33 protein-coding genes are annotated in these 26,589 nt (G+C 53.0%); all 33 read right to left on the bottom strand.

Going from position 1 to position 26,589, the window contains the following annotated elements; genetic code table 11:
- Positions 1-7: 7 nt before the first annotated feature.
- Positions 8-1,030, bottom strand: coding sequence for a DNA-directed RNA polymerase subunit alpha (locus tag HQL98_04990; protein ID MBF0271421.1), 1,023 nt, complete (start codon positions 1,028-1,030; stop codon positions 8-10).
- A gap of 23 nt (positions 1,031-1,053) precedes the next feature.
- Positions 1,054-1,680, bottom strand: coding sequence for a 30S ribosomal protein S4 (rpsD, locus tag HQL98_04985; protein ID MBF0271420.1), 627 nt, complete (start codon positions 1,678-1,680; stop codon positions 1,054-1,056).
- Between the two features lie 33 nt (positions 1,681-1,713).
- Complete coding sequence (rpsK, locus tag HQL98_04980; protein MBF0271419.1) at positions 1,714-2,115, bottom strand: 30S ribosomal protein S11; 402 nt, start codon at positions 2,113-2,115, stop codon at positions 1,714-1,716.
- 61 nt (positions 2,116-2,176) lie between these two features.
- On the bottom strand, positions 2,177-2,539 hold the full coding sequence (rpsM, locus tag HQL98_04975; GenBank protein MBF0271418.1) for a 30S ribosomal protein S13: 363 nt from the start codon (positions 2,537-2,539) through the stop codon (positions 2,177-2,179).
- A gap of 70 nt (positions 2,540-2,609) precedes the next feature.
- Positions 2,610-2,726, bottom strand: a complete 117-nt coding sequence (gene rpmJ, locus HQL98_04970; protein MBF0271417.1) for a 50S ribosomal protein L36 — start codon at positions 2,724-2,726, stop codon at positions 2,610-2,612.
- A 25-nt stretch (positions 2,727-2,751) separates the two neighbouring features.
- Positions 2,752-4,083 carry a preprotein translocase subunit SecY gene (secY, locus tag HQL98_04965; protein ID MBF0271416.1) on the bottom strand — a complete coding sequence of 444 codons (1,332 nt, stop codon included), beginning with the start codon at positions 4,081-4,083 and terminating at the stop codon, positions 2,752-2,754.
- A gap of 8 nt (positions 4,084-4,091) precedes the next feature.
- Positions 4,092-4,571, bottom strand: a complete 480-nt coding sequence (gene rplO / locus HQL98_04960; GenBank protein ID MBF0271415.1) for a 50S ribosomal protein L15 — start codon at positions 4,569-4,571, stop codon at positions 4,092-4,094.
- Between the two features lie 75 nt (positions 4,572-4,646).
- Positions 4,647-4,826: a 50S ribosomal protein L30 gene (rpmD, locus tag HQL98_04955; GenBank protein ID MBF0271414.1), complete on the bottom strand. Its 180-nt coding sequence runs from the start codon at positions 4,824-4,826 to the stop codon at positions 4,647-4,649.
- 10 nt (positions 4,827-4,836) lie between these two features.
- A complete protein-coding gene (gene rpsE, locus HQL98_04950; protein ID MBF0271413.1) occupies positions 4,837-5,397 on the bottom strand; it encodes a 30S ribosomal protein S5 in 561 nt (186 codons plus the stop codon).
- A gap of 41 nt (positions 5,398-5,438) precedes the next feature.
- Positions 5,439-5,804, bottom strand: coding sequence for a 50S ribosomal protein L18 (gene rplR, locus HQL98_04945; protein MBF0271412.1), 366 nt, complete (start codon positions 5,802-5,804; stop codon positions 5,439-5,441).
- A 48-nt stretch (positions 5,805-5,852) separates the two neighbouring features.
- Positions 5,853-6,386 (bottom strand): 50S ribosomal protein L6, encoded by a 534-nt coding sequence (gene rplF / locus HQL98_04940; protein ID MBF0271411.1) that lies wholly within the window; start codon positions 6,384-6,386, stop codon positions 5,853-5,855.
- Between the two features lie 18 nt (positions 6,387-6,404).
- Positions 6,405-6,800 carry a 30S ribosomal protein S8 gene (gene rpsH, locus HQL98_04935; protein ID MBF0271410.1) on the bottom strand — a complete coding sequence of 132 codons (396 nt, stop codon included), beginning with the start codon at positions 6,798-6,800 and terminating at the stop codon, positions 6,405-6,407.
- Between the two features lie 33 nt (positions 6,801-6,833).
- A complete protein-coding gene (locus HQL98_04930) occupies positions 6,834-7,019 on the bottom strand; it encodes a type Z 30S ribosomal protein S14 (GenBank protein ID MBF0271409.1) in 186 nt (61 codons plus the stop codon).
- 22 nt (positions 7,020-7,041) lie between these two features.
- Positions 7,042-7,581: a 50S ribosomal protein L5 gene (gene rplE, locus HQL98_04925; GenBank protein ID MBF0271408.1), complete on the bottom strand. Its 540-nt coding sequence runs from the start codon at positions 7,579-7,581 to the stop codon at positions 7,042-7,044.
- 65 nt (positions 7,582-7,646) lie between these two features.
- Entirely contained in the window at positions 7,647-7,976 is a 330-nt protein-coding gene (gene rplX, locus HQL98_04920; GenBank protein ID MBF0271407.1) for a 50S ribosomal protein L24, read from the bottom strand.
- Positions 7,977-8,017: 41 nt separating this feature from the next.
- Positions 8,018-8,386: a 50S ribosomal protein L14 gene (gene rplN, locus HQL98_04915; GenBank protein ID MBF0271406.1), complete on the bottom strand. Its 369-nt coding sequence runs from the start codon at positions 8,384-8,386 to the stop codon at positions 8,018-8,020.
- A complete protein-coding gene (rpsQ, locus tag HQL98_04910) occupies positions 8,383-8,622 on the bottom strand; it encodes a 30S ribosomal protein S17 (GenBank protein ID MBF0271405.1) in 240 nt (79 codons plus the stop codon). The genes rplN and rpsQ overlap by 4 nt, the downstream gene beginning before the upstream one ends.
- 2 nt (positions 8,623-8,624) lie before the next feature.
- On the bottom strand, positions 8,625-8,840 hold the full coding sequence (gene rpmC / locus HQL98_04905) for a 50S ribosomal protein L29 (GenBank protein ID MBF0271404.1): 216 nt from the start codon (positions 8,838-8,840) through the stop codon (positions 8,625-8,627).
- Positions 8,840-9,259 (bottom strand): 50S ribosomal protein L16, encoded by a 420-nt coding sequence (rplP, locus tag HQL98_04900; GenBank protein ID MBF0271403.1) that lies wholly within the window; start codon positions 9,257-9,259, stop codon positions 8,840-8,842. The genes rpmC and rplP overlap by 1 nt, the downstream gene beginning before the upstream one ends.
- A gap of 12 nt (positions 9,260-9,271) precedes the next feature.
- Entirely contained in the window at positions 9,272-9,916 is a 645-nt protein-coding gene (gene rpsC, locus HQL98_04895) for a 30S ribosomal protein S3 (GenBank protein ID MBF0271402.1), read from the bottom strand.
- A gap of 60 nt (positions 9,917-9,976) precedes the next feature.
- A complete protein-coding gene (rplV, locus tag HQL98_04890) occupies positions 9,977-10,312 on the bottom strand; it encodes a 50S ribosomal protein L22 (GenBank protein MBF0271401.1) in 336 nt (111 codons plus the stop codon).
- Between the two features lie 15 nt (positions 10,313-10,327).
- Positions 10,328-10,606: a 30S ribosomal protein S19 gene (gene rpsS / locus HQL98_04885; GenBank protein MBF0271400.1), complete on the bottom strand. Its 279-nt coding sequence runs from the start codon at positions 10,604-10,606 to the stop codon at positions 10,328-10,330.
- An 87-nt stretch (positions 10,607-10,693) separates the two neighbouring features.
- Complete coding sequence (gene rplB / locus HQL98_04880) at positions 10,694-11,533, bottom strand: 50S ribosomal protein L2 (protein ID MBF0271399.1); 840 nt, start codon at positions 11,531-11,533, stop codon at positions 10,694-10,696.
- A gap of 34 nt (positions 11,534-11,567) precedes the next feature.
- Positions 11,568-11,867, bottom strand: coding sequence for a 50S ribosomal protein L23 (gene rplW / locus HQL98_04875; protein ID MBF0271398.1), 300 nt, complete (start codon positions 11,865-11,867; stop codon positions 11,568-11,570).
- Complete coding sequence (gene rplD, locus HQL98_04870) at positions 11,864-12,541, bottom strand: 50S ribosomal protein L4 (GenBank protein ID MBF0271397.1); 678 nt, start codon at positions 12,539-12,541, stop codon at positions 11,864-11,866. Before rplD ends, rplW begins: the two co-directional genes overlap by 4 nt.
- A gap of 20 nt (positions 12,542-12,561) precedes the next feature.
- Positions 12,562-13,203 (bottom strand): 50S ribosomal protein L3, encoded by a 642-nt coding sequence (gene rplC, locus HQL98_04865; protein MBF0271396.1) that lies wholly within the window; start codon positions 13,201-13,203, stop codon positions 12,562-12,564.
- A gap of 31 nt (positions 13,204-13,234) precedes the next feature.
- Complete coding sequence (gene rpsJ / locus HQL98_04860) at positions 13,235-13,543, bottom strand: 30S ribosomal protein S10 (GenBank protein ID MBF0271395.1); 309 nt, start codon at positions 13,541-13,543, stop codon at positions 13,235-13,237.
- 48 nt (positions 13,544-13,591) lie between these two features.
- Complete coding sequence (gene tuf / locus HQL98_04855; protein MBF0271394.1) at positions 13,592-14,782, bottom strand: elongation factor Tu; 1,191 nt, start codon at positions 14,780-14,782, stop codon at positions 13,592-13,594.
- A 12-nt stretch (positions 14,783-14,794) separates the two neighbouring features.
- A complete protein-coding gene (fusA, locus tag HQL98_04850) occupies positions 14,795-16,876 on the bottom strand; it encodes an elongation factor G (GenBank protein MBF0271393.1) in 2,082 nt (693 codons plus the stop codon).
- A gap of 57 nt (positions 16,877-16,933) precedes the next feature.
- The gene (gene rpsG, locus HQL98_04845; GenBank protein ID MBF0271392.1) at positions 16,934-17,404 is read right to left on the bottom strand and encodes a 30S ribosomal protein S7; all 471 of its coding nucleotides are present in this window, start codon (positions 17,402-17,404) and stop codon (positions 16,934-16,936) included.
- 107 nt (positions 17,405-17,511) lie between these two features.
- Positions 17,512-17,883, bottom strand: coding sequence for a 30S ribosomal protein S12 (locus HQL98_04840; protein ID MBF0271391.1), 372 nt, complete (start codon positions 17,881-17,883; stop codon positions 17,512-17,514).
- A gap of 286 nt (positions 17,884-18,169) precedes the next feature.
- Positions 18,170-22,282, bottom strand: a complete 4,113-nt coding sequence (gene rpoC / locus HQL98_04835; protein ID MBF0271390.1) for a DNA-directed RNA polymerase subunit beta' — start codon at positions 22,280-22,282, stop codon at positions 18,170-18,172.
- A gap of 100 nt (positions 22,283-22,382) precedes the next feature.
- Positions 22,383-26,474 carry a DNA-directed RNA polymerase subunit beta gene (gene rpoB / locus HQL98_04830; protein MBF0271389.1) on the bottom strand — a complete coding sequence of 1,364 codons (4,092 nt, stop codon included), beginning with the start codon at positions 26,472-26,474 and terminating at the stop codon, positions 22,383-22,385.
- Between the last annotated feature and the right edge of the window lie 115 nt (positions 26,475-26,589).

The following is a 26,589-nucleotide window of genomic DNA, read 5'->3' as shown; positions in this document are numbered from 1 at the left end:
CTCTTTCCTAGAAATTCTCTTCATCAAACTGCTTGGCCAAGTCTTCAATATTTTCCGGCGGCCAACCATCCAGATGCATGCCCAGGCTCAGATCCATCTCTTCCAGCACTTCCTTGATTTCATTCAAGGACTTGCGACCAAAATTCGGGGTCTTGAGCATTTCGGACTCGGTTTTTTGAACCAAGTCACCGATATAGACAATGTCATCATTCTTCAAGCAATTGGCCGAACGGACGGAAAGTTCCAGTTCATCGACCTTGCGGAAGAGATTCGGATTCCATTTGGGAGTGGCGTTGTCATCACGCCCCTCATGAATGGGAATGTCATCAAAATTGATGAACAGGCTCAACTGATCCTGAAGAATTTTGGCCGCCAGGGCCAAAGCGTCTTCCGGGCTCACGACACCATTGGTTTCGATGTCTAAAACCAATTTGTCATAGTCAGTCTGTTGACCAACGCGGGCATTGGATACTTTATACGACACCCGTTTGACTGGATTATAGCTGCAATCCAGGGGAATATCACCGATATTGGTCGGAACGTCATCCGCGCCAGGAGTGGCACGAACATAACCTTTGCCCGTTGTGACGGTCATGGTCATATTCAATTTGCCACTTTTATTCAAGGTGGCGATGTGGTGATGGGGATTCAGGATCTCCACATCATGACCGCATTCGATATCACCAGCGGTCACGACCCCTTCTTTATCCGCGACCAAAGACATGGTACGGGTACTGCCACTTTTCATCCGGATGGCCACCCCTTTGAGATTCAGGATGATATCCGTCACATCTTCCAGCACACCCGGGATACTCGAAAACTCATGCAAGACACCTTCGATCTTGACCGACGAAACAGCGGCTCCCTGCAAAGACGAAAGCAAAACCCGACGCAAAGCATTGCCAAGTGTGGTGCCAAAGCCACGTTCCAGGGGTTCGGCAACCAGAGTGGCCTTGTATTGAGAATCTCCATCCCCGACCAACTCCACCTTGCGGGGCTTGATCAATTCCGTCCAATTCCTGTACATCACAATCCCCCATCCAGGTAAACACACTACTTGGAATAAAGTTCGACGATGAGGTTTTCGTTATAATCGGCAGGAAGATCCGCGCGATCCGGGAACGAGAGGAATGTGCCGGACATGGCCACGGGATCGACCTCAAGCCAGGAGGGGAAACTGCGCCGCATCGCGCTGTCCAAGGCACCCTTGATACGGATATGAGCCTTGCACTGTTCGTCCACAGCGATCTTGTCCCCTGGCTTTACCAAATAGGAACTGACGTTGATGGGTTTGCCATTCACCAGGATTTGTTTGTGGCTGACCACCTGTCTTGCTTCGCTGCGGGAAGCGCTGAAGCCGAGGCGATAGACCACATTGTCGAGTCTCCTTTCGAGGAGGATCAACAGGTTTTCACCGGTAACACCGGGCATGCGCGCAGCTTTCTGGAAATAGTTATGGAACTGTTTTTCCAGCACGCAATAGGTGCGTTTAATTTTTTGCTTCTCGCGCAGATGGACACCATAGTCCGAAACCTTGCGACGGCGCTGACCATGCAGACCGGGACCATAGTTTCGGCGCTCAATAGCGCATTTGTCAGAGTAGCACTTTTCCCCTTTCAGGAAAAGTTTGGTCGCCTCACGGCGACACAATCTGCATTTGGATCCAAAATAACGGGCCATGTTTTCCCAGAGTCCCTTATCAACCGAGTCGAATCAGACGCGACGCCGCTTCGGAGGACGGCAGCCATTGTGTGGAATGGGGGTGACGTCCTGCACGTAGGCGATATTAAAGCCAATATTGGCCAATGCTCTCAGGGCGGATTCACGTCCGGATCCCGGTCCCTTCAGGCGAACTTCCAAGTTTCTCATGCCATGTTCCATGGCCTTGCGTCCAGCATCCTCGGCAGCCATTTGGGCTGCAAAGGGGGTAGATTTACGAGATCCCTTGAAACCCTGTGCCCCAGCCGATCCCCAGGAAATCACATTTCCAACGGTATCGGTAATGGAAACGATCGTGTTGTTGAAGGTGGATCGGATATGCGCGATTCCGCTGGCGATATTTTTCCGCTCCTTCTTTTTAATCCGGGTAGCGGTTTTCTGAGCCTTCGTCGCCATGTTTACTCCTTCATTCCGGGCCTGGTCTTGTTACCACGGCCAAACAGTAAGTGATTCATGATCATTTTCCAACCACGGCGCGGCGCGGTCCTTTGCGCGTGCGGGCATTGGTATGAGTCCGTTGTCCACGAGTAGGAAGGCCACGGCGATGTCGCAAACCGCGGTAACTACCCAGGTCCATCAGACGCTTGGTATTCATCGCCACTTGACGCCGCAGATCACCTTCGACAATGAAATCCTTGTCAATGATGGCACGGATGCGGGCCGTTTCTGCCTCAGACAAGTCACGAGCCCTGACTTCCGTGGAGACACCTGCGTCCGTCAAGATTTTTTTGGCTCTTTCAGGACCGATCCCGTAAATATACGTCAGAGCCACTTCCATCCGCTTATTGATCGGGATGTTTACGCCAGCAATACGGGCCACCTTCCCACCTCCTGAGCCGGTTCAACCAATTATACTCTTCCCACCTGGAAACCTGACGTTTCCGTTGTGGTCATCCTTGCCGTTGTTTATGCTTGGGATGTGCCGGACAGATCACCCGGGTCACACCTTTGCGTTTCACCACTTTGCAAAGTTTACAAAGTGTTTTAACCGATGCACGAACCTTCATAAGTCAGACCTCCAAAGCTTGACCGTTATCGGCGGCCACGAATTCTGGCCTTCTGCATCAACCCTTCATACTGACGGCTGATCAGAAAGGACTGGATTTGCGCAGCGGTATCCATGGTGACACCCACAACGATCAACATGGAGGTTCCGCCAAAATAAAACGGCACATTATAGCTTGAAATCAAAATCTCTGGCAACAAACAAACTGCAGTGACATAAACAGCACCCACCAGGGTGAGACGGGTCAAAATATTATCCAGATACTCAGCGGTTCTCACACCAGGACGAATTCCGGGCACAAACCCACCATACTTTTGCAAGTTTTCAGCCGTCTCCTGAGGATTGAAGACGATGGCTGTATAAAAATAACAAAAGAATACGATCGCCAGGGAATAAACCACCATATAAGCAAAATGGCCAGGCGACAGTGCTGTGGCTACGCCTTTCAGCCATTCCCAAGGCGCAAAATTGGCAATGGTCACCGGGAAGAGAATGATTGAACTGGCGAAGATGGGTGGGATGACACCAGAAGTATTCACTTTCAAGGGCAAGTGAGTGCTTTCACCACCGACCATGCGGCGACCACTGACTTGCCGCTTGGCATATTGGACCGTGATACGGCGTTGAGCCCGCTCCATGAAAATAATGAAGGCAGTCACTGCCACCGACATCACCAGGAGGAACAAAACGAACAGGGGCTGCAAATCTCCGGTTCTGGCCAATTCAAGAGTCTTGACCAAGGCAATGGGCAGATTGGCCACAATCCCTGCAAAAATGATCAACGAGATGCCATTACCAATACCCCGGGCCGTGATCTGTTCCCCGACCCACATGATGAAGGCCGTTCCGGAAGTCAAGGTGATCACCGTCATGATACGGAAAGACCAACCTGGATCCACCACCACTCCCAGTCCACCGGCCTGCATGGATTCCAGACCGTAGGCAATACCGAATCCCTGAAAGATCGAAAGCACAACGGTTCCGTAACGGGTGTATTGATTGATCTTTCTTCTTCCCAGCTCACCCTCTTTTTTGATGGCCTCCAGTTTCGGAAAAACAGCGGTCATCAATTGCAGAATGATGGAAGAGGAGATATAGGGCATGATGCCGAGAGCAAACACTGTCAAACGAGACAGGGCACCACCGGAAAACATATTGAACATGCCCAGCAGGGTACCCTGCTGTTGATCAAAAAAGGCGGCCAGCGCCTTGGGATCAATGCCAGGCGTGGGAACATGGGCGCCGATTCGATAAACAATCAACATGCCCAATGTAAACAACAAGCGCTTGCGCAACTCGGGTATGCGGCCAAGATTCGCCAAACCTGCAAACGGAGATTGCGCTTCCATAGAACTCATGCCCGCCTTTATTCACCCTCGGATTGAGCCGAAACATCGCTCTCAACCATTTTTACGATCACATCACCACCGGCAGCACGGACTTTCTCAATGGCAGCCGCAGAAGCACGATCCACATGAATGGTGATGGCACGGGTCACTTCACCTTGAGCCAGCAGCTTCACTCCGTCACGCTCACGTCCAATCAAGCCAGTGGCCTTAAGTTCCGCCAAGCCGACTTGGCTTCCGGCATCAAAAATTTCAAGATCTTGAACGTTGACCAAAGAATACTCTTTACGGAACGGATTCTTGAAGCCACGTTTGGGCAAACGCCGTTGCAAAGGCATTTGTCCACCTTCAAACCCGACTTTGTGATAACCACCTGAGCGGGCACTTTGTCCCTTCTGACCACGGCAGCTAGTTTTGCCGTGACCGGAACCGATTCCGCGTCCTACGCGTTTGCCACCACGGGCACCGGCAGGATTCTTTGGCAGTTCATTGAGTTTCATGGTATCTAAAACCTTACTGGACAAATGAGATAGGGCGAAACAAGAATTCCTGTCTTGTCAGGTCGGATGGACCAATTATTCAACGACACGGACCAGATGAGGAACTTTGGTAATCATTCCGCGAACACACTCATTGTCTTGCAGTTCACGGATATGACGGATTCTTTTCAAACCAAGGCCACGAACAATCAAACGTTGTTCCATGGGACGCCCGATCAGGGAACGGATTTGTTGAACTTTCAGCATTTTTGCCATGGTATCATCCTCACGCCACGCCAAAACGGGCCAGGGGCAGATCACGTTTCAGTGCCACTTCCCGTGGTGACCGAATGGATTTCAAAGCATCAAAAGTGGCCTTGATCAAATTGTGGGGATTGGAGGTTCCCGTGGATTTGGCAAGGATATCACGAATCCCCAACGCTTCAAAAATGGGACGCATGGAACCACCAGCAATGATGCCTGTACCTTCCACCGCAGGCCGGAGAATCACACCACCGGCGCCATAATGGCCAATCATTTGATGGAAAATGGTTCTGCCATCTTTAATGGCAATATCCATCATATTTTTGCGGGCCTTTTCAGTCGCCTTGCGAATGCTTTCGGGAACTTCCTTGGCTTTGCCCAAGCCATATCCGACACGACCTTTCCCATCGCCAACCACGACAATGGCAGAGAAATTAAAGCGGCTGCCACCCTTAACGACTTTTGCAGTACGTTTGATGGTCACCAACTTCTCGATAAAGTCATCGGACTGCCAACTCCCCACTTTTTCTTCAGGGGTGTTGTTATTGTTATTATTGGTGTTGGTGCTGCGTCGCTTAGCCATCTCCACTCCTGCCCATGAGTCAAAGCCCTAAACGGGCTGGATCAGAATTCCAACCCGCCTTCACGCGCGGCATCGGCCAATGTTTTGACACGGCCATGATACAAATAACCGCTGCGATCAAAAACGACACTGCTCAGATTGGCTGCTTTGGCCTTTTCAGCCAATCGTTTGCCAACTTCGGCAGCGGCATCTTTATTGCCACCATTCTTGACTTGCTCACGAACCTCTTTTTCCAAGGTCGAAGCTGATACCAGGGTCACACCTTGGGTATCATCAATAATTTGCGCATAAATGTGTTTCGCACTGCGAAACACAGAAAGCCGCAAACGTTTATCTGCGACCTGCCGGATTTTATACCGGATTCGGGCGCTCCGTGTTTTTCTGGCCTCGTGCCGATCCTGTGACATCAAACCATCCCCATGCATTATTGGCCACGTATGCGTGAAACGCAGGGCCTATTTCTTCTTGCCGACCTTGCGGAGTATTTTTTCGCCTACATAGCTGATCCCTTTGCCCTTGTACGGCTCGGGCAAACGGTAAGCCCTGATCTCAGCGCAGGTTTGCCCCAGACGTTCCGCATCGATACTCTTGAGCATCAGCATTGTGTTTTTATCCACAGAGGCATCCACGCCATCTGGGAGCTTAAAATCCACAGGATGCGAAAACCCAAGGTTCAAACGCAAGATACGACCTTCGACAGCTGCACGATAGCCGACCCCAATGATCTCCAGGGTCTTGGAGAAGCCATCCGACACCCCTTTAACCATATTGTTCAACAAGGCACGGGTGAGACCCCACAACGCCCCGCTATCCTTGGAATCGGTTAAGGGTGTAACAATCAACTGATCCCCATCGTGAGTCACCTGCATTTGCGCCGGAAACTTGCGAGTCAAGGTTCCGAGCTTGCCCGTGACCTGGATGGTCTGATTCTCGATGATCACCTCCACCCCTTTAGGGACAGAGATCGGTAATTTTCCAATTCTGGACACGAGAAAATTCCTCGAACGTTAGAAAACCGTACACAAGAGTTCGCCGCCTACACCCAGTTTGCGGGCTTGACGGTTTGAGACCACACCCTTGCTGGTAGAGAGAATGGCAATACCCAACCCCTGATAAACGCTCGGAATCTCATCACGGGCAACATACTCACGGCGTCCTGGCCGTGAACGACGACGAATCTCTTCGATCACCGGACGTCCATTCCGATATTTAAGATCAAGACGCAAGACATTAAAATTTCCTGAGGGAAGAAGCTCAATCCTGTCGATGAACCCTTCGTCTTTAAGGATTTCGGCGATACGCGTCTTGAGCTTGGAAACGGGTATGTCAACTTGATCCTTACGCACCATTTGAGCGTTACGGATCCGGCTCAACATATCACTGATTGGGTCGGTCATTCCCATGGATTCAAAGCTCCAGTCCAAAAATGCTGTTTTCTACCACGATGCTTTCACAATGCCGGGAATCTCACCCCGCAGAGCAAGCTGTCTGACACAAATTCGACACAAAGTAAACTTCCTGATATATCCTCTGGGTCGAGAACAACGAGCGCAACGATGGTACGTCCGAACGCTGAATTTCGGTTTACGCTTACACTTGGCAATCAGTGATTTCTTGGCCATCTCTTCGCATCATCCTCGACGATCAGTTCTTGAAAGGCATCCGGAATGCCCGCAAAAGGGCTTTGGCTTCCTTGTCTGTGGGTGCCGAGGTCACAATGACAATATCCATGCCACGAACCGCATCCACTTTATCGTAATCAATTTCCGGAAAGATGATCTGCTCTTTCAATCCCATGCAGTAATTACCACGTCCGTCAAAGGAATTTCCCTTAACGCCTTGGAAGTCACGGGTACGAGGCAGTGCCACATTGATAAGTCTGTCCAGAAATTCATACATACGGGTGCGACGCAAAGTCACACAACAGCCAATGGCCTGACCTTTGCGCAGTTTGAACCCGGCAACGGACTTTTTGGCCTTGGTGACCAATGGCTTTTGTCCAGATATGGCGGTCATATCAGACACAGCACCGTTGAGGAGATTCTTGTCAGCAACCGCTTTGCCAACACCCATATTGATGACGACCTTTTCGATCCGAGGGATTTGCATCACATTTTGGTATGCAAATTCCTTCATCAAGGCGGGACCGATCTCCTTGTCATACAGTTCTTTCAGTCTGGCCATTGTTCATTCCCTGTGGGGCCTAACAAACACAAAGCTTTGAGATGGTATCTTACCTGAACCGCAGCCTAGCGGTCAATGGTCTCGCCCGATTTGAGGGCTACGCGTACTTTGCGTCCATCCGCCAAAATTTTCTTGCCGATCCGACTTCCCTTCCCTGTTGCAACATCCAGATACATCAGGTTCGAGATATGGACTGGCGCTTCCTTTTCGACGATTGAGGATTCTTTCTCTTTGGTCGCTTTGGTGTGGCGTTTGATCATATTGACTCGTTCCACCAGGGCGCTTTGCTTGTCGGTCACGATTTGTAAAATACGACCGCGTTTGCCCTTGTCCTTCCCGGCGATCACCACAACCTGGTCACCCTTTTTCAGGGAAGTTTTGAAAGCGGTATTCATGGAACCATCACCCGTCGTCGTCATTACCAATTCACCGATACTCAGAGAACTTCTGGTGCCAATGAAATGATTTTCATGTAGTTTCTAACACGCAATTCGCGGGTCACCGGTCCAAAGATACGGGTACCCACAGGATCACCGGTTTTGGTAATCAAAACAGCGGCATTGCGGTCAAAACGGATATAGCTGCCATCGTCGCGCGTCACCTGCTTTTTAGTACGCACAACAACAGCGCGAGCCACATCACCCTTTTTAACTTTTCCGCGGGGAATTGCAGATTTGATCGCGACTGCAATCACATCTCCAACTTTCGCGTAGCGCCGTTTTGATCCGCCCAGCACCTTGATACATTGCACCTTCTTGGCACCGGAATTGTCTGCCACCTCAAGAGTCGTTTGTACTTGAATCATGAGGATTCCTCCGAAAGCACAACCCAGCACTTGTCTTTGCTAACCGGCGGACATTCACGAATCTTCGTCACATCACCGACCTTGAGACGATTTTCCGGATCATGCGCCTTGTATTTTTTCGACCGTTTGATGATCTTTCCATAGAGTTCATGACGAACATTTCGCTCTACTTTGACCACAACGGTCTTATCCATTTTGTCGCTCACCACGACGCCCTGCATAATGCGTTGCGCCATGACTAGTTCTCCTTGTCCACAGCGTTTTGTATCATCGTCCGCTCACCAGCGATCGTATGAAATCTGGCAATTTCCTTACGGACCTTGCGGATTCTCGCTGTATTTTCCAGTTGCGCCGTCGCCAGTTGAAAGCGCAAATTGAATGCTTCCTGATAGAGCGCCTTCAGCTTTTCGCCGACCTGCTCTTCGGAAAGCGCTCGTATTTCAGCAGCCTTCATTACGCTTTCCTCCAATTATGCACAAATTTGGTTGGAATAGGCAACTTGGCACCGGCCAAGGCCATGGCCTCCCTGGCGATCTCTTCCGAGACCCCTTCCATTTCATAAAGGATACGGCCCGGCTTGACCCGGCCCATCCAGAATTCTGGATTCCCCTTTCCTTTTCCTTGACGCACTTCCGCAGGTTTCTTGGAAACCGGGACGTCAGGAAAAAGACGAATCCAAATGCGTCCACCACGCTTGATGTGGCGGGTCATGGCGCGTCTTGCTGCTTCAATTTGCCGGGCAGTGATACGTCCGGCTTCCATGGCCTTCAGGCCATATTGGCCGAAGTTCAATTCGGAGCAGCTTCCCGCGATGCCATGAATGCGCCCTTTATGGGCCTTGCGGAACTTGGTCTTTTTGGGTTGCAAAAGCATGACGAAGGATCCTTACGGCCTCCTGATTTCCCTGTCGATGATCTCGCCCTTGAACACCCAAACCTTGACGCCTATCACGCCATAGGTGGTGTTCGCATCCGCGAACCCGTATTCGATATCAGCGCGTAACGTATGCAACGGCACACGTCCTTCACGATACCATTCTGTGCGTGCAATTTCACCTCCGCCAAGACGACCCGCACAGTTGATGCGAATCCCCAAAGCACCCAACCGCATGGCTGAGGTCACGGCACGTTTCATGGCTCTACGAAAGGCGACACGTCTTACCAGTTGCTGGGCCACATTTTCAGCGATCAACTGGGCCTCGGCTTCTGGTTTGCGCACTTCAACGATATTCAAAGCCACTTCTGTATTGGCAACTTTGGCAATATCGTTTTTCAGCTTCTCAATATCCGCACCCTTTTTGCCAATGATGATGCCTGGCCGGGCCGTATGAATATTGATGCGTGCCTTTTTTGCAGGACGCTCAATGATGATCTTCGATACACTCGCATGTTCCAAGCGCTTCTTGATCCACTCACGCAACTTGATATCTTCGAGCAACAAGGATGCAAATGCCTTGTCGGCATACCAGCGCGTATCCCACGTCTTGGTTATACCAAGACGAAAACCTGTTGGATGTACCTTTTGACCCATTGAGTCGCTCTCCAGCTTTAACTTGATGAGGATCCTTCGACCCGATTCACCATCACCTGACTATTCGGCAGAACGCACGGTAATAGTGAGATGGCTCGTCCTCTTAATGAGCCGACCTGCTCGCCCCCTTGCTCTTGGCCGAAAGCGTTTCATCACCAACCCTTGATCAACGCTCGCTTGATAGACAATCAGGGTATCCACATCCAACCCATAATTGTTCTCAGCATTGGCAATCGCTGACTTCAACGTTTCTCTTACGGAATTGGCCACGCGTTTTTTGGAAAATTCCAAGGTCCGCAAGGCATTATCCACTCGATGTCCACGAATCTGATCAACGACCAGTCTGACCTTGGTTGGCGAGACCGGGAGATTCTTCAATCTTGCTACGGCTTCCATCGTCCCGTCCTCTCGCTATTTCCGGTTGGATTTCTTGTCCCCGCCATGACCATGGAAGGTGCGGGTTGCAGAAAATTCACCAAGTTTGTGGCCCACCATATTTTCGGTCACCAGGACCGGAATAAATTTGCGTCCGTTATGAACGCCAAAGGTGTAGCCCACGAATTCCGGAATGATCGTCGATCTTCTTGACCAAGTCTTGATCAGTTCCTTACGTCCAATTTCCCGCAGCTTCTCCACTTTTTGAAGAAGATAACCATCGAAGAATGGACCTTTTTTAATCGATCTTGCCATGCTTATCCTCTTGCACCCGTTCTGGCATCATTACGGCGTTTTGCCCGGTTGCTTCCATAGTTGCGTTACCTGGTTCCTAGCGTGCCGTTATTTACGGTCACCCGTCACACGCCGCCGCATGATCAGTCGATTGGTGGATTTGACGCGATCACGGGTCTTTTTACCCTTGGTCGGTACACCCCATGGCGTGACCGGATGACGTCCACCGGATGTGCGTCCTTCACCACCACCGTGCGGATGATCAACCGGGTTCATGGCGACACCACGAACCGAGGGACGTTTACCCATCCAGCGCGACCGGCCTGCTTTACCCAATTTGATATTGCCATGATCCGGATTGGAAACCTGTCCAATCGTCGCCATACAATCCAGCAATACCAGACGCATTTCACCAGACGGCAGTTTCAACTGGGCATACTTGCCTTCTTTACCCATCAGTTGCACATAATTCCCTGCGGAACGGGCAAGCTGACCACCCTTGGCAGGTTTCAATTCCACATTGTGGACAACTGAACCCAGGGGAATCACCCGAAGTGGCATAGCATTGCCAGGCTTCACTTCCACGGTGCTTCCAGACAGAACCTGGTCTCCGGCTGCCAATCTTTGTGGTGCCAGAATATACCGTTTTTCACCGTCTGCATAGTGCAGCAGAGCGATAAAGGCTGTGCGGTTCGGATCGTATTCAATCCTCTCCACCTTCGCCGGAATATCATGTTTGTCCCGCTTGAAATCCACGATACGGTAACGTTGTTTGTGGCCACCACCTTGATGACGAACTGTCATCCGGCCATAACTGTTACGCCCACCCGAGGAATTCAACCCTTGCGTCAGACTGGATTCCGGTTCACCCCGATACAGGGCGCCACGATCAACACTGATCTGGGTCCGTTTACCATTGGATGTAGGATTGAAATATTTCAGTGCCATTGTTGCGCTCCGTGCGTGGAGTTCTCACTTCCTGTCAGGACTTGGCGAAAAAGTCGATGGTTTGCCCTTGCTCAAGTCGAACGATTGCCTTTTTCCATTGACTTCTTTGTCCCTGAGTGCGGCCAACCCGCTTGATTTTGCCCGTCACCTTCAGGGTTTGTACGGCCTTGACCTGAACATTAAAAAGCTTTTCCACCGCGGCCTTGATCTGAGGCTTGTTGGCCCAGTTTGCCACTTTGAAGACCATTTGATTGGCCTTTTCCTGGCACATGGTGGATTTCTCAGTGACACGCGGTGCATCCAGAACCTGATACAGGGTATATGGACCGCTCATACTTGGCTTCCTTCTGTTTGCTCGCTCACTTCTGTTTTGGATCCTTGTCCCTGAGCCACTCTGGATTCGAGCTTTATCAAAGCGGCCTCAGTCATCAAAACTTTTTCATGCACCAACAAATCGTAAACATTGACGCCCTCAACCCGAATCACATCCACACCTGGAAGATTGCGTGCGGACAGTTCAACTTGAGCGTCCGCCTCCGGCAGCACAATCAGCACAGATTTGGCGGCATTCAGGCGAGTCAAAATTTCCAAAAGATTTTTGGTCTTGATCTGTGTCAGTCCAAAATCCTTAAGGACAATCAACTCTTCGGCTTCACGCTTGGCTGAGAGGGCAATCCTTAATCCGAGAGCACGCTCTTTTTTGGTCATTTTGACCGAAAAGTCTCTGGGATGAGGCCCAAACACAACGCCGCCCGTCCGATATTGCGGTGCCCGGATCGTGCCCTGACGAGCATTACCCGTACCCTTTTGACGATAGGGCTTGTGACCACCCCCACTCACCTCGCCACGACGTTTGGTCGAAGCGGTACCGAGACGGCGTTTGGCCAATTGATAATGGACAACACGTGTCAGCAAATCACCTCTGACCTCTGCACCAAAAGCATGGGCGCTGAGATTGACAGTGTGCGACGTTTGGTTGGCCGCGTCGATTACAGGATACTCAATCATCTCATCAGATCTCGAACGGGTCATTTCACGGCCGATTTGACGGCATCCCGGATGTATACAACCGATCCCTTGGAACCTGGAACACTCCCCTTCAGAACCAAAAGGTTCCGTTCCAAATCCACAGATGCAACCGTCAATCCCATAACGGTCACATTGACATCACCCATGTGACCAGCCATTTTCTTGTTCTTGAAAACACGACCAGGTGTTTGACACTGACCAATGGATCCGGGAGAACGATGGGTCAGGTGAGCACCGTGTGATGCACGACCACCACGAAAGCCCCAACGTTTCATGCCACCAGCAAATCCCTTACCCACACTCTTCGCGGTCACGTCAACACGTGCGCCTGCTTCAATGCGTTCCAGCTTCAGACTCTCACCCGCCTGATATTCCGATGTATCGTCCACACGGAATTCCTTGAGGATCCGTTGAGGAGGCACATTGGCTTTGGCGTAAAGTCCCCGCACTGGTTTCTTGACACGAGATGGCTTGGCATCTTCATAGCCGACTTGCACGGCATTGTAGCCATCCACTTCACTGGTCTTGATACCAATAATTGGGCATGGACCCACTTTCAACAGTGTCACGGCAACGCTTTTGCCGTCTGTTGTGAAGATCCTGCTCATTCCGAGTTTGCGTCCGATCAATCCCGCGCGCATCTTGGTCCATCCTTTCCCTGGCAAAAACCGCCTAGAGTTTGATCTCGACGTTAACGCCAGCTGCCAGATCCAGTTTCATTAAAGCATCAACGGTCTGAGGCGTCGGATTAATGATATCGATGACCCGTTTGTGGGTACGGATCTCAAACTGTTCACGAGATTTTTTGTCCACGTGCGGTGAACGCAAAACCGTGTAGCGGCTGATTCTTGTCGGCAACGGGATCGGGCCACGGATTTCAGCACCAGTCCGCCGTGCGGTCTGGACAATTTCACCCGTCGATTGATCCAGTATCCGATGGTCAAACGCCTTCAACCGGATTCGTATTTTTTGATTATCCATTACCAATTCACCCAACGCCTTCCAGACGCCGCCCCATACAGGCCATCGTCACTTCGTGATTTCCGATACGACGCCGGCACCCACGGTCCGTCCACCCTCACGGATGGCGAAACGCAAACCTTTTTCCATAGCGATCGGTGCGATCAACTCCACTTCCATGGAGATATTGTCACCCGGCATCACCATTTCCACGCCTTCCGGCAATTTCAAAACACCGGTCACATCCGTGGTGCGGAAATAAAACTGCGGCCGATAGTTGGAGAAGAACGGGGTGTGACGCCCACCTTCCTCCTTGGAAAGAATGTAACACTCGGCTTTAAACTTGGTGTGGGGAGTGATGGAATTTGGCTTGGCCAAAACCTGACCACGCTGCACATCCTCACGCTTCACACCACGGAGCAGGACACCAATATTGTCACCCGCCTGACCTTGATCCAACAATTTGCGGAACATCTCAACACCGGTACACACGGAGTTGGTTGTGGCTTTGATACCCACAATCGAGACGTTCTCACCAACTCTGACAATACCACGTTCCACACGTCCTGTCACCACCGTACCGCGACCAGAGATGGTGAAAACATCCTCAATCGGCATAAGAAAAGCACCGTCTAAGGGACGCTCAGGTTGCGGAATGTAGGCATCCACAGCTTCCATCAACTTCTGAATGGAGCCGGATCCCATCGGACCCGTGTCTCCTTCCATGGCTTTGAGGGCCGATCCAACCACAATCGGAATCTCATCGCCCGGGAAATCGTAGGAGGAGAGCAGTTCTCTGACTTCCAGCTCAACCAGCTCCAGCAGTTCCGGATCATCCACTTGGTCGGCTTTGTTCATAAAGACGACCAAAGAAGGCACACCAACCTGGCGGGCCAACAAAATATGCTCACGCGTTTGCGGCATGGGACCATCGGCCGCAGACACCACCAGGATGGCGCCATCCATCTGCGCCGCACCCGTGATCATGTTTTTGATATAGTCAGCATGGCCAGGACAGTCAACATGCGCATAATGGCGCTGATCTGTCTCATATTCTACGTGAGCCGTCGAGATCGTGATACCACGCGCTCTCTCTTCGGGAGCGGCATCGATCTGATCATACGCCTTGAACTCAGCCAGTCCCTTGGAGGCCAGATGCTTGGTAATCGCAGCCGTCAGGGTGGTTTTCCCATGATCCACGTGACCGATGGTGCCAATATTGACGTGTGGTTTATTTCTTTGAAATTTTGCCTTGGCCATATCTCTCTCCCCTTAGCCCTTGACTTTCGCCACGATTTCATCGGCGACGCTTTTCGGCACCGGTTCGTAATGATGAAACTGCATCGTGAAAGTCGCCCGTCCCTGAGTCATCGACCGCAGGTCCGTGGCGTAACCAAACATGTTCGCAAGCGGGGTCATGGCTTTGACCAGTTGATTGCCCGCTACGGAATCCATGCCATAGATCGTTCCGCGTCTTGAGTTCAAGTCCCCGATGACATCACCCATAAAGGATTCAGAGACTTCCACTTCCACTTCCATAATAGGTTCCAGAATCACCGGAGCCGCCTTGACACATCCTGCTTTGATGGCCATGGACGCCGCGATTTTGAATGCCATTTCTGAAGAGTCAACATCATGATATGACCCATCATACAAAGCCACCTGGATATCCACCATCGGATATCCGGCCATCACACCGGTATTTAGAGCCTCTTCTGCACCTTTAGCCACGGCCGAAATGTATTCCCGTGGAACAATACCACCCTTGATCTCATCCAAAAAGTTGAAACCGGCACCATGTTCTCTTGGTTCAATACGCAGCCACACATGACCAAATTGTCCCCGGCCACCGGACTGACGTACAAACTTACCTTCCGACTCGACGGTTTTGGTAATCGTTTCTCTGTAGGCAACCTGGGGTTTACCCACATTGGCTTCAACCTTGAATTCACGCATCATTCGATCGACCAGAATCTCCAGATGCAACTCACCCATACCGGAGATGATCGTCTGGTTCGTTTCATGATCGATCGAAACGCGGAACGACGGATCCTCTTGGGCGAGACGCCCCAAAGCGATTCCCATTTTTTCCTGGTCAGCTTTGGTTTTCGGCTCAATGGCAATCGAAATCACCGGCTCCGGGAAGGTCATCTTTTCCAGGATAATCGGTTTGGCCGGATCACACAGTGTATCCCCTGTGGTGGTCATTTTCAGCCCCACAGCTGCGGCAATATCTCCGGTACGGACCTCTTTCACATCCTCACGCTTGTTGGCATGCATCAACATGATGCGCCCAATGCGCTCTTTCTTGTCCTTGCCCGGATTCAGAATATAAGATCCAGCGGTCAAAACACCGGAATAGACTCTGAAAAAGGTCAAGCTGCCCACAAACGGGTCAGACATGATCTTGAAAGCCAAGGCTGAAAACGGTGCGGTGTCTTTGGCCTCACGGGTATCCGGGGTCGCATCATCCAAGGATTTGATTCCCTGAACGGAAGCAACATCATCCGGTGAGGGGAAAAAGGCCACCACCGCATCCAACAAAGCCTGCACACCCTTATTCTTGAAGGCCGATCCACACATGACAGGGATGAACGATCCCCGGATCACGCCTTTACGAATGCAATCCCGCAACTCAATCTCTGTGATGGCATCGCCTTCCAGATAGCGTTCCATCAGCTCGTCATTTTCTTCCAGAGCCGTTTCGACCAGCTTTTCCCGATACTCGTTCACTTCATTGACCATGTCCGCAGGCACATCCCGGACTTCATAGCGGGCGCCAAGGGACTCATCATCAAAAATCAAAGCTTTCCGCGTAATCAGATCAACCATGCCACGAAAATTGTCTTCATGACCAATCGGGATCTGAATCGGTACGGCTTTCGCTTTGAGACGATCTTTGATCATGGCTACCACACGGAAGAAATCGGCTCCCATGCGATCCATTTTGTTTACAAAGGCAACCCGGGGCACACCATAACGGTCCGCCTGACGCCAGACGGTTTCCGACTGGGGCTGAACACCACCCACCGAACAGAACACAGCGACCGCACCATCCAGAACACGTAAGGAACGTTCCACCTCAATGGTGAAATCCACGTGACCAGGCGTATCGATAATGTTGATACGATGATCGCTCCAGAAACAGGTAGTCGCAGCCGATGTAATCGTGATGCCGCGCTCTTGTTCCTGCTCCATCCAGTCCATCGTAGCGGTACCGTCATGCACTTCACCGAGCTTGTGTGAACGCCCCGTGTAATACAAAATCCGCTCGGTCACGGTGGTTTTACCGGCATCAATGTGCGCCATGATGCCGATATTGCGCACGCGAGACAGTGGTATTTCCCTTGACACGTCACATCCCCTGTACAGAAGCGTTGAGGAGCCATACGCTCTTCATTGCTGTTGGCGTTACCACCGATAGTGGGCGAAAACCTTGTTCGCCTCGGCCATGCGGTGCGTATCGTCCTTTTTCTTGACCGTTGAGCCGCGTCCGTTGGCTGCATCCATCAACTCAGCGGCCAGACGTTCACGCATCGTTTTCTCACCGCGATCACGGGCATACTTGACAATCCAGCGGATCGCCAACGTTTGCCGTCTGCTTGGACGCACTTCCACCGGAACCTGATAGGTCGCGCCACCGACTCGACGAGAACGAACCTCAACAGTCGGACGGGTATTGTCAATCGCATCCCGAAAGATCTTCATGGGATCATCTTTGGTGCGATCTCCGACAATCTCCAGAGCTCCATAAAACAAACGCTCAGACAGAGATTTTTTGCCGTCCCGCATGAGACAGTTCATAAATTTGGCGACCAACTGATCACCATGAACAGGATCACCAATCGTGTCCCGTTGTTGAACGTCACGCCGTCTGGACATTCATACTGCTCCTACCAACATGTGAGATGGTTTCCTGAAACCCATCACTCTGCCAAACCCAAAAGGAGTGATGAAGTATCGGACGTGTCTTCGTTTGACAAACTGTATTACTTGGGCCGCTTCGCGCCATACAAGGAACGTCCTTGCTTGCGATTCTTGACTCCCTGCGTATCCAGAGTACCACGAATGATGTGATACCGAACACCCGGCAAGTCTTTCACACGACCACCGCGCACCAGAACAACCGAGTGCTCTTGCAGATTATGACTTTCACCGGGAATGTACACGGTTACTTCATGGCCATTGGTCAGACGCACGCGAGCCACTTTACGCAACGCGGAGTTGGGCTTTTTCGGTGTCGTCGTGTAAACACGTGTGCAGACCCCACGTTTCTGGGGGCAGGACTGCATGGCCGGGACGTTGGTTTTCTTTTTTATCGTCTTACGTCCAAAACGCACAAGTTGATTCACGGTTGGCATTACGATCTCACCCCAAACCATTCATCCGAGTAGTGTATCAATGTTCAGCCTCCCGGTAAAGCCTTATTTTGTGTTACTCTTCAAAAACTTCGACCTGACCGGTGACCCGCTTTCGCCTGCTTCCAACTCCACTGCCAGGCGCATAATCCTTTTGACTTGTTATCATTTCGCCATTTCGCGAAAGCCCTTCATACTACCATACTCACCAACATTGTCAACCAGTTTGTTGAAAAAAATTGAATCACACTGCATTTTCTTCAACATCCTGTTGCTGCCAATCCCTGCATCAGGAGACAACCATGCGCACCTTGTTATTGAAAACATCTTTCGCGTGGCCAGTCCCTGCCGGAATCAATCGACCCACTATGACATTTTCCTTCAGCCCCGTCAAGGTATCCGCTTTGCCAGAAATGGTGGCCTCTGTCAAAACACGGGTGGTCTCCTGGAAGGAGGCCGCGGAGATAAACGACGGCGTGGAAAGGGACGCCTTGGTGATACCGAGCAGCAAGGGTGTGCAAGTCGCTTCCCGACCGCCACGAGCCAATGCCTTTTCGTTCATGCGGGTCAGCTCGGTACGCTCGACCTGTTCCCCGGCCACAAACGTGGTATCACCGGGATCCACAATGGTCACCTTCTGCAACATCTGACGCACAATCACCTCGATGTGCTTATCATTGATGCGCACGCCCTGCAAACGGTACACTTCCTGAATTTCGTTCACCATGAAACGGCACAACGCTTCCAGGCCCAGCACCTTGAGGATATCTTGCGGCACCAGAGATCCTTCAATCAAGGGTTCTCCTCTGCGGATCCAGTCACCCTCGTTGACGGCCAACTGTTTGCCCTTGAGCAGCAAATATTCTCGGGGTTCTCCCCCATCATCAGGGGTCACGACCACACGACGCTTGCCTTTAAGATCCTTCCCAAACGATACCACGCCTTCGTTCTCGGCAATGATGGCAAACTCCTTGGGACGCCGTGCCTCGAACAGTTCCACCACCCGAGGCAAACCACCGGTAATGTCGCGGGTCTTGGAACTCTGACGGGGAATCTTGGCGATAATATCACCGGCTTGTACCTGATCTCCCTCCTGGGCCACGATCACCGAACCGGCCGGCAGATAGTAGCTCACCGCCGCTCCGGTCTGGGAGATGAGAGTCTCACCCGTGGATGGATCCTTCAAGGTCAAACGCGGCCGCATATCCACGCGGCGTCCCTGCCCTTTCCAGTCCGTCACCTCCCGAAAAGTCAAGCCCGTGGTTTCATCGGTCACTTCACGCAGGGTGGTTCCTTCCTGCAAATCCCCATAACGGATCTCGCCGTTGAATTCGGTGATGATGGGGGTGGCGAAGGGATCCCACTCGGCCAAAACACCCCCTTTTTCGACAAATCCGCCATTGGCGATCGTCAGACGGGCACCATAAGGAACACGATAGCGTTCCCGCTCACGTCCCACAAATCCCCGCTCCAGCTTGACACCATCCTCTTGTGGTCTGGCGTCGTGAACCGTCACTTCACTGTTGCGCGACAACACCACAAATTGACCATTCCGATCCGTCACCGTGGTCAGATTGTGATAGCGCAGGATTCCCCCATTGACGGTTTCGATGGAGGAGCGTTCCACGGCACGGGAAGCGGTACCACCGATGTGGAAGGTACGCATGGTCAACTGAGTACCTGGTTCACCGATACTTTGGGCCGCGATCACACCAACGGCTTCACCTTCGGTCACCGGAACACCCCGGGCCAAGTCACGACCGTAACACAGCACACAGACCCCACGCTCCGTGGTACAGGTCAGCGGTGAACGAATCAGAACAGACTCCACATTCGAGTTCTCAATCCGTTCCACATCGGCTTCGCTCATGATCTGACCGGCCTTGACCAATCTTGCATCGGTCACCGGGTCATAAACATCATAGACCGGGGTACGTCCGAGAATACGATCCCCCAACGACTCTACCACATCATTGCCTTCGAGCAATGCCGCTGCGGTCAAACCGATTTCGGCCTTGCAATCGAACTCCCGCACAATACAGTCCTGGGCCACATCCACCAAACGACGGGTCAGATAGCCTGAGTTGGCCGTCTTCAAGGCCGTATCCGCCAAACCTTTGCGGGCACCATGGGTGGAGATGAAGTATTGCAGAACCGTCAAACCCTCACGGAAATTGGCGGTAATGGGCGCTTCGATGATTTCGCCCGATGGTTTGGCCATCAGACCGCGCATGCCCGCCAACTGTCTCATCTGGGCCGCAGAGCCACGGGCGCCGGAGTTGGCCATCATGAAGATGGAGTTGAAGGAGAGCTGCTCTTGTCTTTGGCCTTTGCAATCCACCCCTTCTTCCGAAGAGATGGCCTTCATCATGGCCTCGGCCACGCGCTCGGTGCATTGGGACCAGATGTCCACCACCTTGTTGTATTTTTCGCCTTCGGTAATCAAACCATCCGAATACTGGCGTTCGATCTCTTGCACCTTGCCCTGGGACTCACGGACCAAACGCTTCTTGGCTTGCGGAATCACCAGATCATCCTTGCCAAAGGAGATACCCGCCCGGGCCGCAAAAGAAAAGCCCATGGACATCAGACGATCCGAAAAAACCACGGTCTCCTTGGCACCGCAGGTGCGATAGACCATGTCGATCAGATTGGCCACTTCCTTTTTCGTCAGCAAACGGTTGATGCGTTCAAAGGAGACCACTTCCGGCAGAATTTCGGTCAGGAGAACCCGGCCCACCGTGGTTTGAATGCGCATGCCGTTGATGCGGCAGAAGATGCGTGCGTGCAAGCCAGCCACACCCGAATCATACGCCTGACGCACTTCGGAAGGGGAGGAGAAGATCATATCCTCTCCCGACACGCCCAACCGTTCGGAGGTCATGTAATACAGCCCCAGAATGATATCCTGGGTAGGAACGATGATGGGTTTGCCGTTGGCCGGTGAGAGGATGTTGTTGGTGGACATCATCAACACGCGGGCCTCGATCTGGGCCTCCACGGACAACGGGACATGCACGGCCATCTGGTCGCCGTCGAAGTCGGCGTTGAAGGCGGTGCAGACCAGAGGATGCAACTGGATCGCCTTGCCCTCGATCAATTTCGGTTCAAAGGCCTGAATGCCGAGACGGTGCAAGGTCGGTGCCCGGTTGAGCATCACCGGATGTTCCCGGATCACCTCTTCGAGGATATCCCAGACTTCTGGTTTTTCCTTTTCCACCATGCGCTTGGCCGCCTTGATGGTGGTGGAGAGTCCCTTTTCTTCCAGTCGATTGTAGATAAAGGGCTTGAAGAGTTCGAGAGCCATTTTCTTGGGCAGCCCGCACTCATGAAGCTTCATGTCCGGACCCACCACGATCACGGAACGTCCCGAATAGTCCACACGCTTACCGAGCAGATTCAAGCGGAAGCGACCCTGTTTACCCTTGAGCATTTCGGACAAGGATTTGAGGGGACGCTTGTTGGTACCCGTGATCACCCGACCGCGACGACCGTTGTCGAACAGGGCATCGACCGACTCTTGCAGCATGCGCTTTTCGTTGCGAATGATGATGTCCGGGGCGCGCAGTTCAAACAGTCTTTTCAGACGGTTGTTGCGGTTGATCACCCGGCGGTAAAGATCATTCAGGTCCGAGGTGGCGAAACGTCCGCCATCCAGGGGAACCAGGGGACGCAGTTCCGGCGGGATGACCGGCAAGACTTCCAGAATCATCCACTCCGGACGGTTGCCCGACTCCTGGAAGGACTCCAGCGTATGGAGGCGCTTGATGATCCGCTTGCGGCGGGCATCGGAGTTGGTTGCGGCCATCTCTTCCCGCAGGGTGTCGATCTCCTGAACGATGTTCATGCCAGCCAGCATGTCCCGGATCGCTTCGGCGCCGATGCCGGCGGTAAAATCCTCGCCGTACTCGTCCAGCAATTGGTGATAACGCTCTTCGGTGAGCAACTCACCTTTGGAAAGCGGAGTCATGCCCCCATCGAGCACCACAAAGTTCTCGAAATACAGCACCCGCTCCAGATCTTTGAGGGTCATATCCAGCAGCAAACCGATCCGGCTCGGCAGGGATTTCAGAAACCAGATGTGGGCCACCGGGGCGGCCAGTTCAATGTGACCCATGCGTTCGCGACGCACCTTGGACTGGATCACCTCGACGCCACACTTTTCGCACACCACACCCCGATGCTTGAGGCGCTTGTATTTGCCGCACAGACACTCGTAATCCTTGACCGGGCCGAAAATCTTGGCGCAAAACAGGCCATCCCGTTCCGGTTTGAAGGTACGATAGTTGATGGTTTCAGGCTTCTTGACTTCACCAAACGACCAGGAACGAATCTTCTCCGGCGAAGCCAAAGAGATGCGGATGCCGTTGAAATTCTGTCCCAGGGTTGGCCGGGAAAACAATTTGAAGAGATTGGGTTTCACGTCCTTAGGCTCCACTCGATAGCCTTGCGCCCCATCTTTGGGGCGGATGAATCCTGGAAATACCCTCAGCACACCCGCACTAGTCGGCTGTTTTCAGCTCCACGTCCAAAGCCAGGGATTGCAGCTCCTTGATCAACACGTTGAACGACTCCGGAATGCCGGCATCGAACGAGTCGTCACCCTTGACAATGGATTCATAGATCTTGGTGCGCCCGGCCACGTCATCGGACTTGACCGTGAGCATCTCTTGCAGGGTATAAGAGGCGCCATAGGCCTCCAGGGCCCAGACCTCCATCTCTCCGAACCGCTGACCACCGAATTGAGCCTTGCCCCCGAGGGGTTGTTGGGTGACCAGTGAATACGGTCCGATGGAACGGGCGTGAATCTTGTCGTCCACCAGATGATGCAGTTTCAGGATATAAATATAGCCCACCGTGACATGACGGTCGAACGGCTCACCGGTACGACCATCGATCAGGCGAATCTGTCCGGACTTGGGCAGATTGGCTTTTTCCAACAGCTCGACGATATCCTTTTCCGTGGCGCCATCGAAGACCGGGGTGGCGATGGGCACACCGTCGCGCAGATTTGAACTCAGGATCAACACCTCCTCGTCGGTCAACGCCTTCACGGCCCTGGATTGACGGGGATTGGTGAAAATCAAAGCCAACACTTCCCGCAACTGCTCGATATCCTTCTGCTCCTGGGCGCGATAGGCATCCAGGGCCTCGCCGATGCGCACTCCCAGACCTTTGGCCGCCCACCCGAGATGGGTTTCAAGAATCTGTCCCACGTTCATACGCGAGGGCACACCCAAGGGATTGAGCACGATGTCCACCACCGTACCATTTTCCAGGTGGGGCATATCCTCCACCGGATTGATCTTGGAGATCACACCCTTGTTTCCGTGACGGCCCGCCATCTTGTCACCGGGTTGCAGCTTGCGCTTGACCGCGATGTAAACCTTGACCATCTTCAAGCCACCCGGCGGCAGATCATCACCCCGCTCCAGTTTTTCCACCTTGGAGTCGAAGCGCTTCTTCAGACGGTTGGCGGCCTTTTCGATCTGTTCCCGGATGCCCTCGATCTGCTGGGTGATGGCATCATCGTCCAAAATGATGGAATCCCAACGACGTGAACCGATCTGGGTCAAAAACTCTTCCGTGATCACCGTGCCCGGGGGCAATCCGGCACCACCGCGAGCGGTCCTGCCCACAATCAAGGCGCGAATACGGGCATCCGCATCCAGTTCGATGATGCGTCGTTCCGCCGCCATATCCTTGCGCAGCCGGACAATCTCTTCTTGATCGATCAGCTTGGCGCGATCATCCTTCTCCAGGCCACGCCGGGAAAAGACCCGCACATCCACCACCGTACCCGCGACCCCCGGAGGAAGCCGCAGAGAGGTATCCCGCACATCCGAGGCCTTTTCGCCAAAGATGGCGCGCAGCAGTTTTTCTTCCGGCGTCAGTTGGGTTTCACCCTTGGGGGTGACTTTACCCACCAGGATGTCACCCGCCTTGACTTCAGCGCCCACATAGATGATGCCGGATTCGTCCAGGTTGCGCAGGGCATCTTCACCCACGTTGGGCATGTCCCGGGTGATCTCCTCGGCACCCAGCTTGGTGTCACGGGCCATCACCTCGAACTCTTCGATGTGGATCGACGTAAAGACATCGTCGCGCACCAAGCGCTCGGAGATCAGGATCGAGTCCTCGAAATTGTAACCGTTCCAGGGCATGAAGGCCACCAGCACATTGCGACCCAAAGCCAACTCACCCCATTGGGTGCTGGGACCGTCACCGATGATGTCGCCCTTGGTCACCCGCTCGCCAGCCCGCACCAAAGGAATCTGATTGATGCAGGTATTCTGGTTGGAACGGGAAAACTTCATCAGGTTATAGATGTCCACACCGGGTTCCGTGGCGCCCGGCTCGTCATCGGCCTTGATGATGATGCGACCCGCCTCGACTTCATCCACGATACCGGAACGCTTGGCGACAATGGCCACACCCGAATCCCGAGCCACCACCCCTTCCATGCCCGTACCCACCAGCGGGGCATCGGTCTTGATCAGGGGCACCGCCTGACGCTGCATGTTGGAACCCATCAACGCCCGGTTGGCGTCGTCGTTTTCCAAAAACGGAATCAAGGCCGCCGCCACCGAAACGATTTGTTTCGGCGAAACGTCCATATATTCGATGCGGCTGGTCTCGGAAACCGTGAACTCCAGCTTGTGACGACACTGGATCATTTCACCGGTGAACCGGCCCTGCCGATCCAACGCCGCATTGGCCTGGGCGATGACGAAGTTCTCTTCTTCGATGGCGGAGAGATAATCCACCTCGTCCGTGACCTGACCATTCTCCACGCGACGATAGGGGCTTTCGATGAAGCCGAACTCGTTGATGCGGGCATAGGTGGAGAGGCTGTTGATCAGACCGATGTTCGGACCTTCCGGTGTTTCGATGGGACAGATGCGTCCATAGTGGGTCGGATGCACGTCCCGGACTTCAAACCCGGCCCGTTCCCGGGTCATGCCCCCCGGACCCAACGCCGACAGACGGCGCTTGTGGGTAATCTCCGAGAGAGGATTGGTCTGATCCATGAACTGGGAGAGCTGGCTCGACCCGAAAAATTCCCGGATCACTGCGGAAAACGGCTTGGAGTTGAGAATGTCATGGGGCATCAGGGAGTCGGAGTCGGCGGAAGACATCCGTTCGCGAATGGCCCGCTCCATGCGGACCAGACCGATGCGCACCTGGTTTTCCAGCAATTCACCCACCGAGCGGACACGACGATTGCCCAGATGGTCGATATCGTCCACCTTGCCGTGACCATCCTTGAGCTTGAGGAGAATCGACAACACGCCGATGATATCCTCTTTGCGCAACACCCGCACATCCAGATCACAATCCAGATCCAGCCGCTTGTTCATCTTCATGCGACCGACCGCCGAGAGATCGTAGCGTTCCGCATTGAAGAACAGATTGTTGAACAGGTTGGTAGCCGCGTCGATGGTGGGGGGTTCCCCGGGACGCATCATGCGGTAGATGTCGATGAGGGAGTCGTCCGTGGTCTGGTTCTTGTCCAGACTCATGGTATTGCGCAGGTAAGGTCCGACGGTGGCATAATCGATGAACAGCACATCGATCTGCTTGATCCCCGCCTCATCAATGATGACCAGCAGATCCTCGGTCACCTCGGTGCCCGCCTCGGCGAGCAGATCACCGTTGGTATTGTGCATATCGTGGGAGACAAACCGCCCCACCAGATCCTCGGCGGGAACCGGCAGCCACTCCAGGCCCAACTGCTGAATCTTTTTGACGGCCCGGGCGGTGATCTTGCGCTTGGCGCTGACCAACTCCTCCCCGGTTTCAGGATCGACGATGGCGTAATTGAAACGGCTGCCCATCAGACGGTCCAGGTCCAGTTTCTTTTCCCAGACCACGCCTTGCTTGCGGAACTGCTCGGAGTCGTAGAAGCGATTGAGAATCTCCTCACCCGACATGCCCATGGCCCGCAACAAAGTGGTCACCGGCAATTTTCTGCGGCGATCGATGCGGGCGTAGACGATATCTTTGGGGTCGAATTCAAAATCGAGCCACGAGCCACGATACGGAATGACGCGGGCGGAAAAGAGCAGTTTGCCGCTGGAGTGGGATTTACCCTTGTCATGGTCGAAGAAGACACCGGGGGAACGATGCATCTGGGAGACAATCACCCGCTCCGTGCCATTGACGATGAAGGTTCCGGTAGCGGTCATCAAAGGCATTTCGCCCAGATAGACCTCCTGCTCCTTGATCTCACGGACCGAGCGGGTACCGGCGTCCTCGTTTTCCTCCCAGATCACCAACCGGAAGGCGACCTTCAAGGGAGCGGAGAAGGTCATACCCCGTTGCAGGCACTCATCGACCTCATACTTCGGCTCACCCAATTGGTAGCGGACATATTCGAGACTGATGGTCCCGGAATAGTCCTGAATGGGGAAGACCGACAGAAAGACACCATGCAGCCCCATATCCCGGCGCATGTCCGGCTCAACCTCTTCTTGCAAGAAGCGCTGAAAGGACAGTGTCTGAATCGCAATCAGGTTGGGAATGTCGATGATGGTCGGAATGCGGCCGAAGTTCTTGCGCAGCCTTTTCTTTTCAGTGAACGACAGAGCCATCGGAACTCCTGGAACGACCTGTTTGGAAACAAAAAATTCTCGACGCGGTCAAGAGACTCAAGGCATCAAAACACAAGTTCCCGCCGCGTGCGCTGGAAAATTTTCCAGGCTCACG

It is taken from the genome of Magnetococcales bacterium (assembly GCA_015231755.1).
Classification (GTDB): Bacteria; Pseudomonadota; Magnetococcia; order Magnetococcales; family Magnetaquicoccaceae; genus Magnetaquiglobus.
This window is presented reverse-complemented; position numbering and strand designations above follow the sequence as displayed.

Excerpts from the sequence above, each read along its gene's own strand:
- rpsQ (MBF0271405.1), bottom strand. The coding sequence starts at position 8,622 with ATGGCGCAACGCATTATGCAGGGCGTCGTGGTGAGCGACAAAATGGAT.
- rpsG (MBF0271392.1), bottom strand. The coding sequence starts at position 17,404 with ATGTCCAGACGGCGTGACGTTCAACAACGGGACACGATTGGTGATCCT.
- rplO (MBF0271415.1), bottom strand. The coding sequence starts at position 4,571 with ATGAAACTCAATGAACTGCCAAAGAATCCTGCCGGTGCCCGTGGTGGC.
- rpmD (MBF0271414.1), bottom strand. The coding sequence starts at position 4,826 with ATGGCAAAAATGCTGAAAGTTCAACAAATCCGTTCCCTGATCGGGCGT.
- rpsE (MBF0271413.1), bottom strand. The coding sequence starts at position 5,397 with ATGGCTAAGCGACGCAGCACCAACACCAATAATAACAATAACAACACC.
- tuf (MBF0271394.1), bottom strand. The coding sequence starts at position 14,782 with ATGGCCAAGGCAAAATTTCAAAGAAATAAACCACACGTCAATATTGGC.
- rplB (MBF0271399.1), bottom strand. The coding sequence starts at position 11,533 with ATGGCACTGAAATATTTCAATCCTACATCCAATGGTAAACGGACCCAG.
- rpmC (MBF0271404.1), bottom strand. The coding sequence starts at position 8,840 with ATGAAGGCTGCTGAAATACGAGCGCTTTCCGAAGAGCAGGTCGGCGAA.
- rpmJ (MBF0271417.1), bottom strand. The coding sequence starts at position 2,726 with ATGAAGGTTCGTGCATCGGTTAAAACACTTTGTAAACTTTGCAAAGTG.
- HQL98_04930 (MBF0271409.1), bottom strand. The coding sequence starts at position 7,019 with ATGGCCAAGAAATCACTGATTGCCAAGTGTAAGCGTAAACCGAAATTC.
- secY (MBF0271416.1), bottom strand. The coding sequence starts at position 4,083 with ATGAGTTCTATGGAAGCGCAATCTCCGTTTGCAGGTTTGGCGAATCTT.
- rpsS (MBF0271400.1), bottom strand. The coding sequence starts at position 10,606 with ATGGCAAGATCGATTAAAAAAGGTCCATTCTTCGATGGTTATCTTCTT.
- rplV (MBF0271401.1), bottom strand. The coding sequence starts at position 10,312 with ATGGAAGCCGTAGCAAGATTGAAGAATCTCCCGGTCTCGCCAACCAAG.
- rplE (MBF0271408.1), bottom strand. The coding sequence starts at position 7,581 with ATGGCCAGACTGAAAGAACTGTATGACAAGGAGATCGGTCCCGCCTTG.
- HQL98_04840 (MBF0271391.1), bottom strand. The coding sequence starts at position 17,883 with ATGCCAACCGTGAATCAACTTGTGCGTTTTGGACGTAAGACGATAAAA.
- rplX (MBF0271407.1), bottom strand. The coding sequence starts at position 7,976 with ATGAATACCGCTTTCAAAACTTCCCTGAAAAAGGGTGACCAGGTTGTG.
- rpsJ (MBF0271395.1), bottom strand. The coding sequence starts at position 13,543 with ATGGATAATCAAAAAATACGAATCCGGTTGAAGGCGTTTGACCATCGG.
- rpsD (MBF0271420.1), bottom strand. The coding sequence starts at position 1,680 with ATGGCCCGTTATTTTGGATCCAAATGCAGATTGTGTCGCCGTGAGGCG.
- rplR (MBF0271412.1), bottom strand. The coding sequence starts at position 5,804 with ATGTCACAGGATCGGCACGAGGCCAGAAAAACACGGAGCGCCCGAATC.
- rpsK (MBF0271419.1), bottom strand. The coding sequence starts at position 2,115 with ATGGCGACGAAGGCTCAGAAAACCGCTACCCGGATTAAAAAGAAGGAG.
- rpsH (MBF0271410.1), bottom strand. The coding sequence starts at position 6,800 with ATGGGAATGACCGACCCAATCAGTGATATGTTGAGCCGGATCCGTAAC.
- rplC (MBF0271396.1), bottom strand. The coding sequence starts at position 13,203 with ATGCGCGCGGGATTGATCGGACGCAAACTCGGAATGAGCAGGATCTTC.
- rpoB (MBF0271389.1), bottom strand. The coding sequence starts at position 26,474 with ATGGCTCTGTCGTTCACTGAAAAGAAAAGGCTGCGCAAGAACTTCGGC.
- rpsC (MBF0271402.1), bottom strand. The coding sequence starts at position 9,916 with ATGGGTCAAAAGGTACATCCAACAGGTTTTCGTCTTGGTATAACCAAG.
- rplD (MBF0271397.1), bottom strand. The coding sequence starts at position 12,541 with ATGATTGAGTATCCTGTAATCGACGCGGCCAACCAAACGTCGCACACT.
- rplW (MBF0271398.1), bottom strand. The coding sequence starts at position 11,867 with ATGAGCGGTCCATATACCCTGTATCAGGTTCTGGATGCACCGCGTGTC.
- rplN (MBF0271406.1), bottom strand. The coding sequence starts at position 8,386 with ATGATTCAAGTACAAACGACTCTTGAGGTGGCAGACAATTCCGGTGCC.
- rplP (MBF0271403.1), bottom strand. The coding sequence starts at position 9,259 with ATGCTTTTGCAACCCAAAAAGACCAAGTTCCGCAAGGCCCATAAAGGG.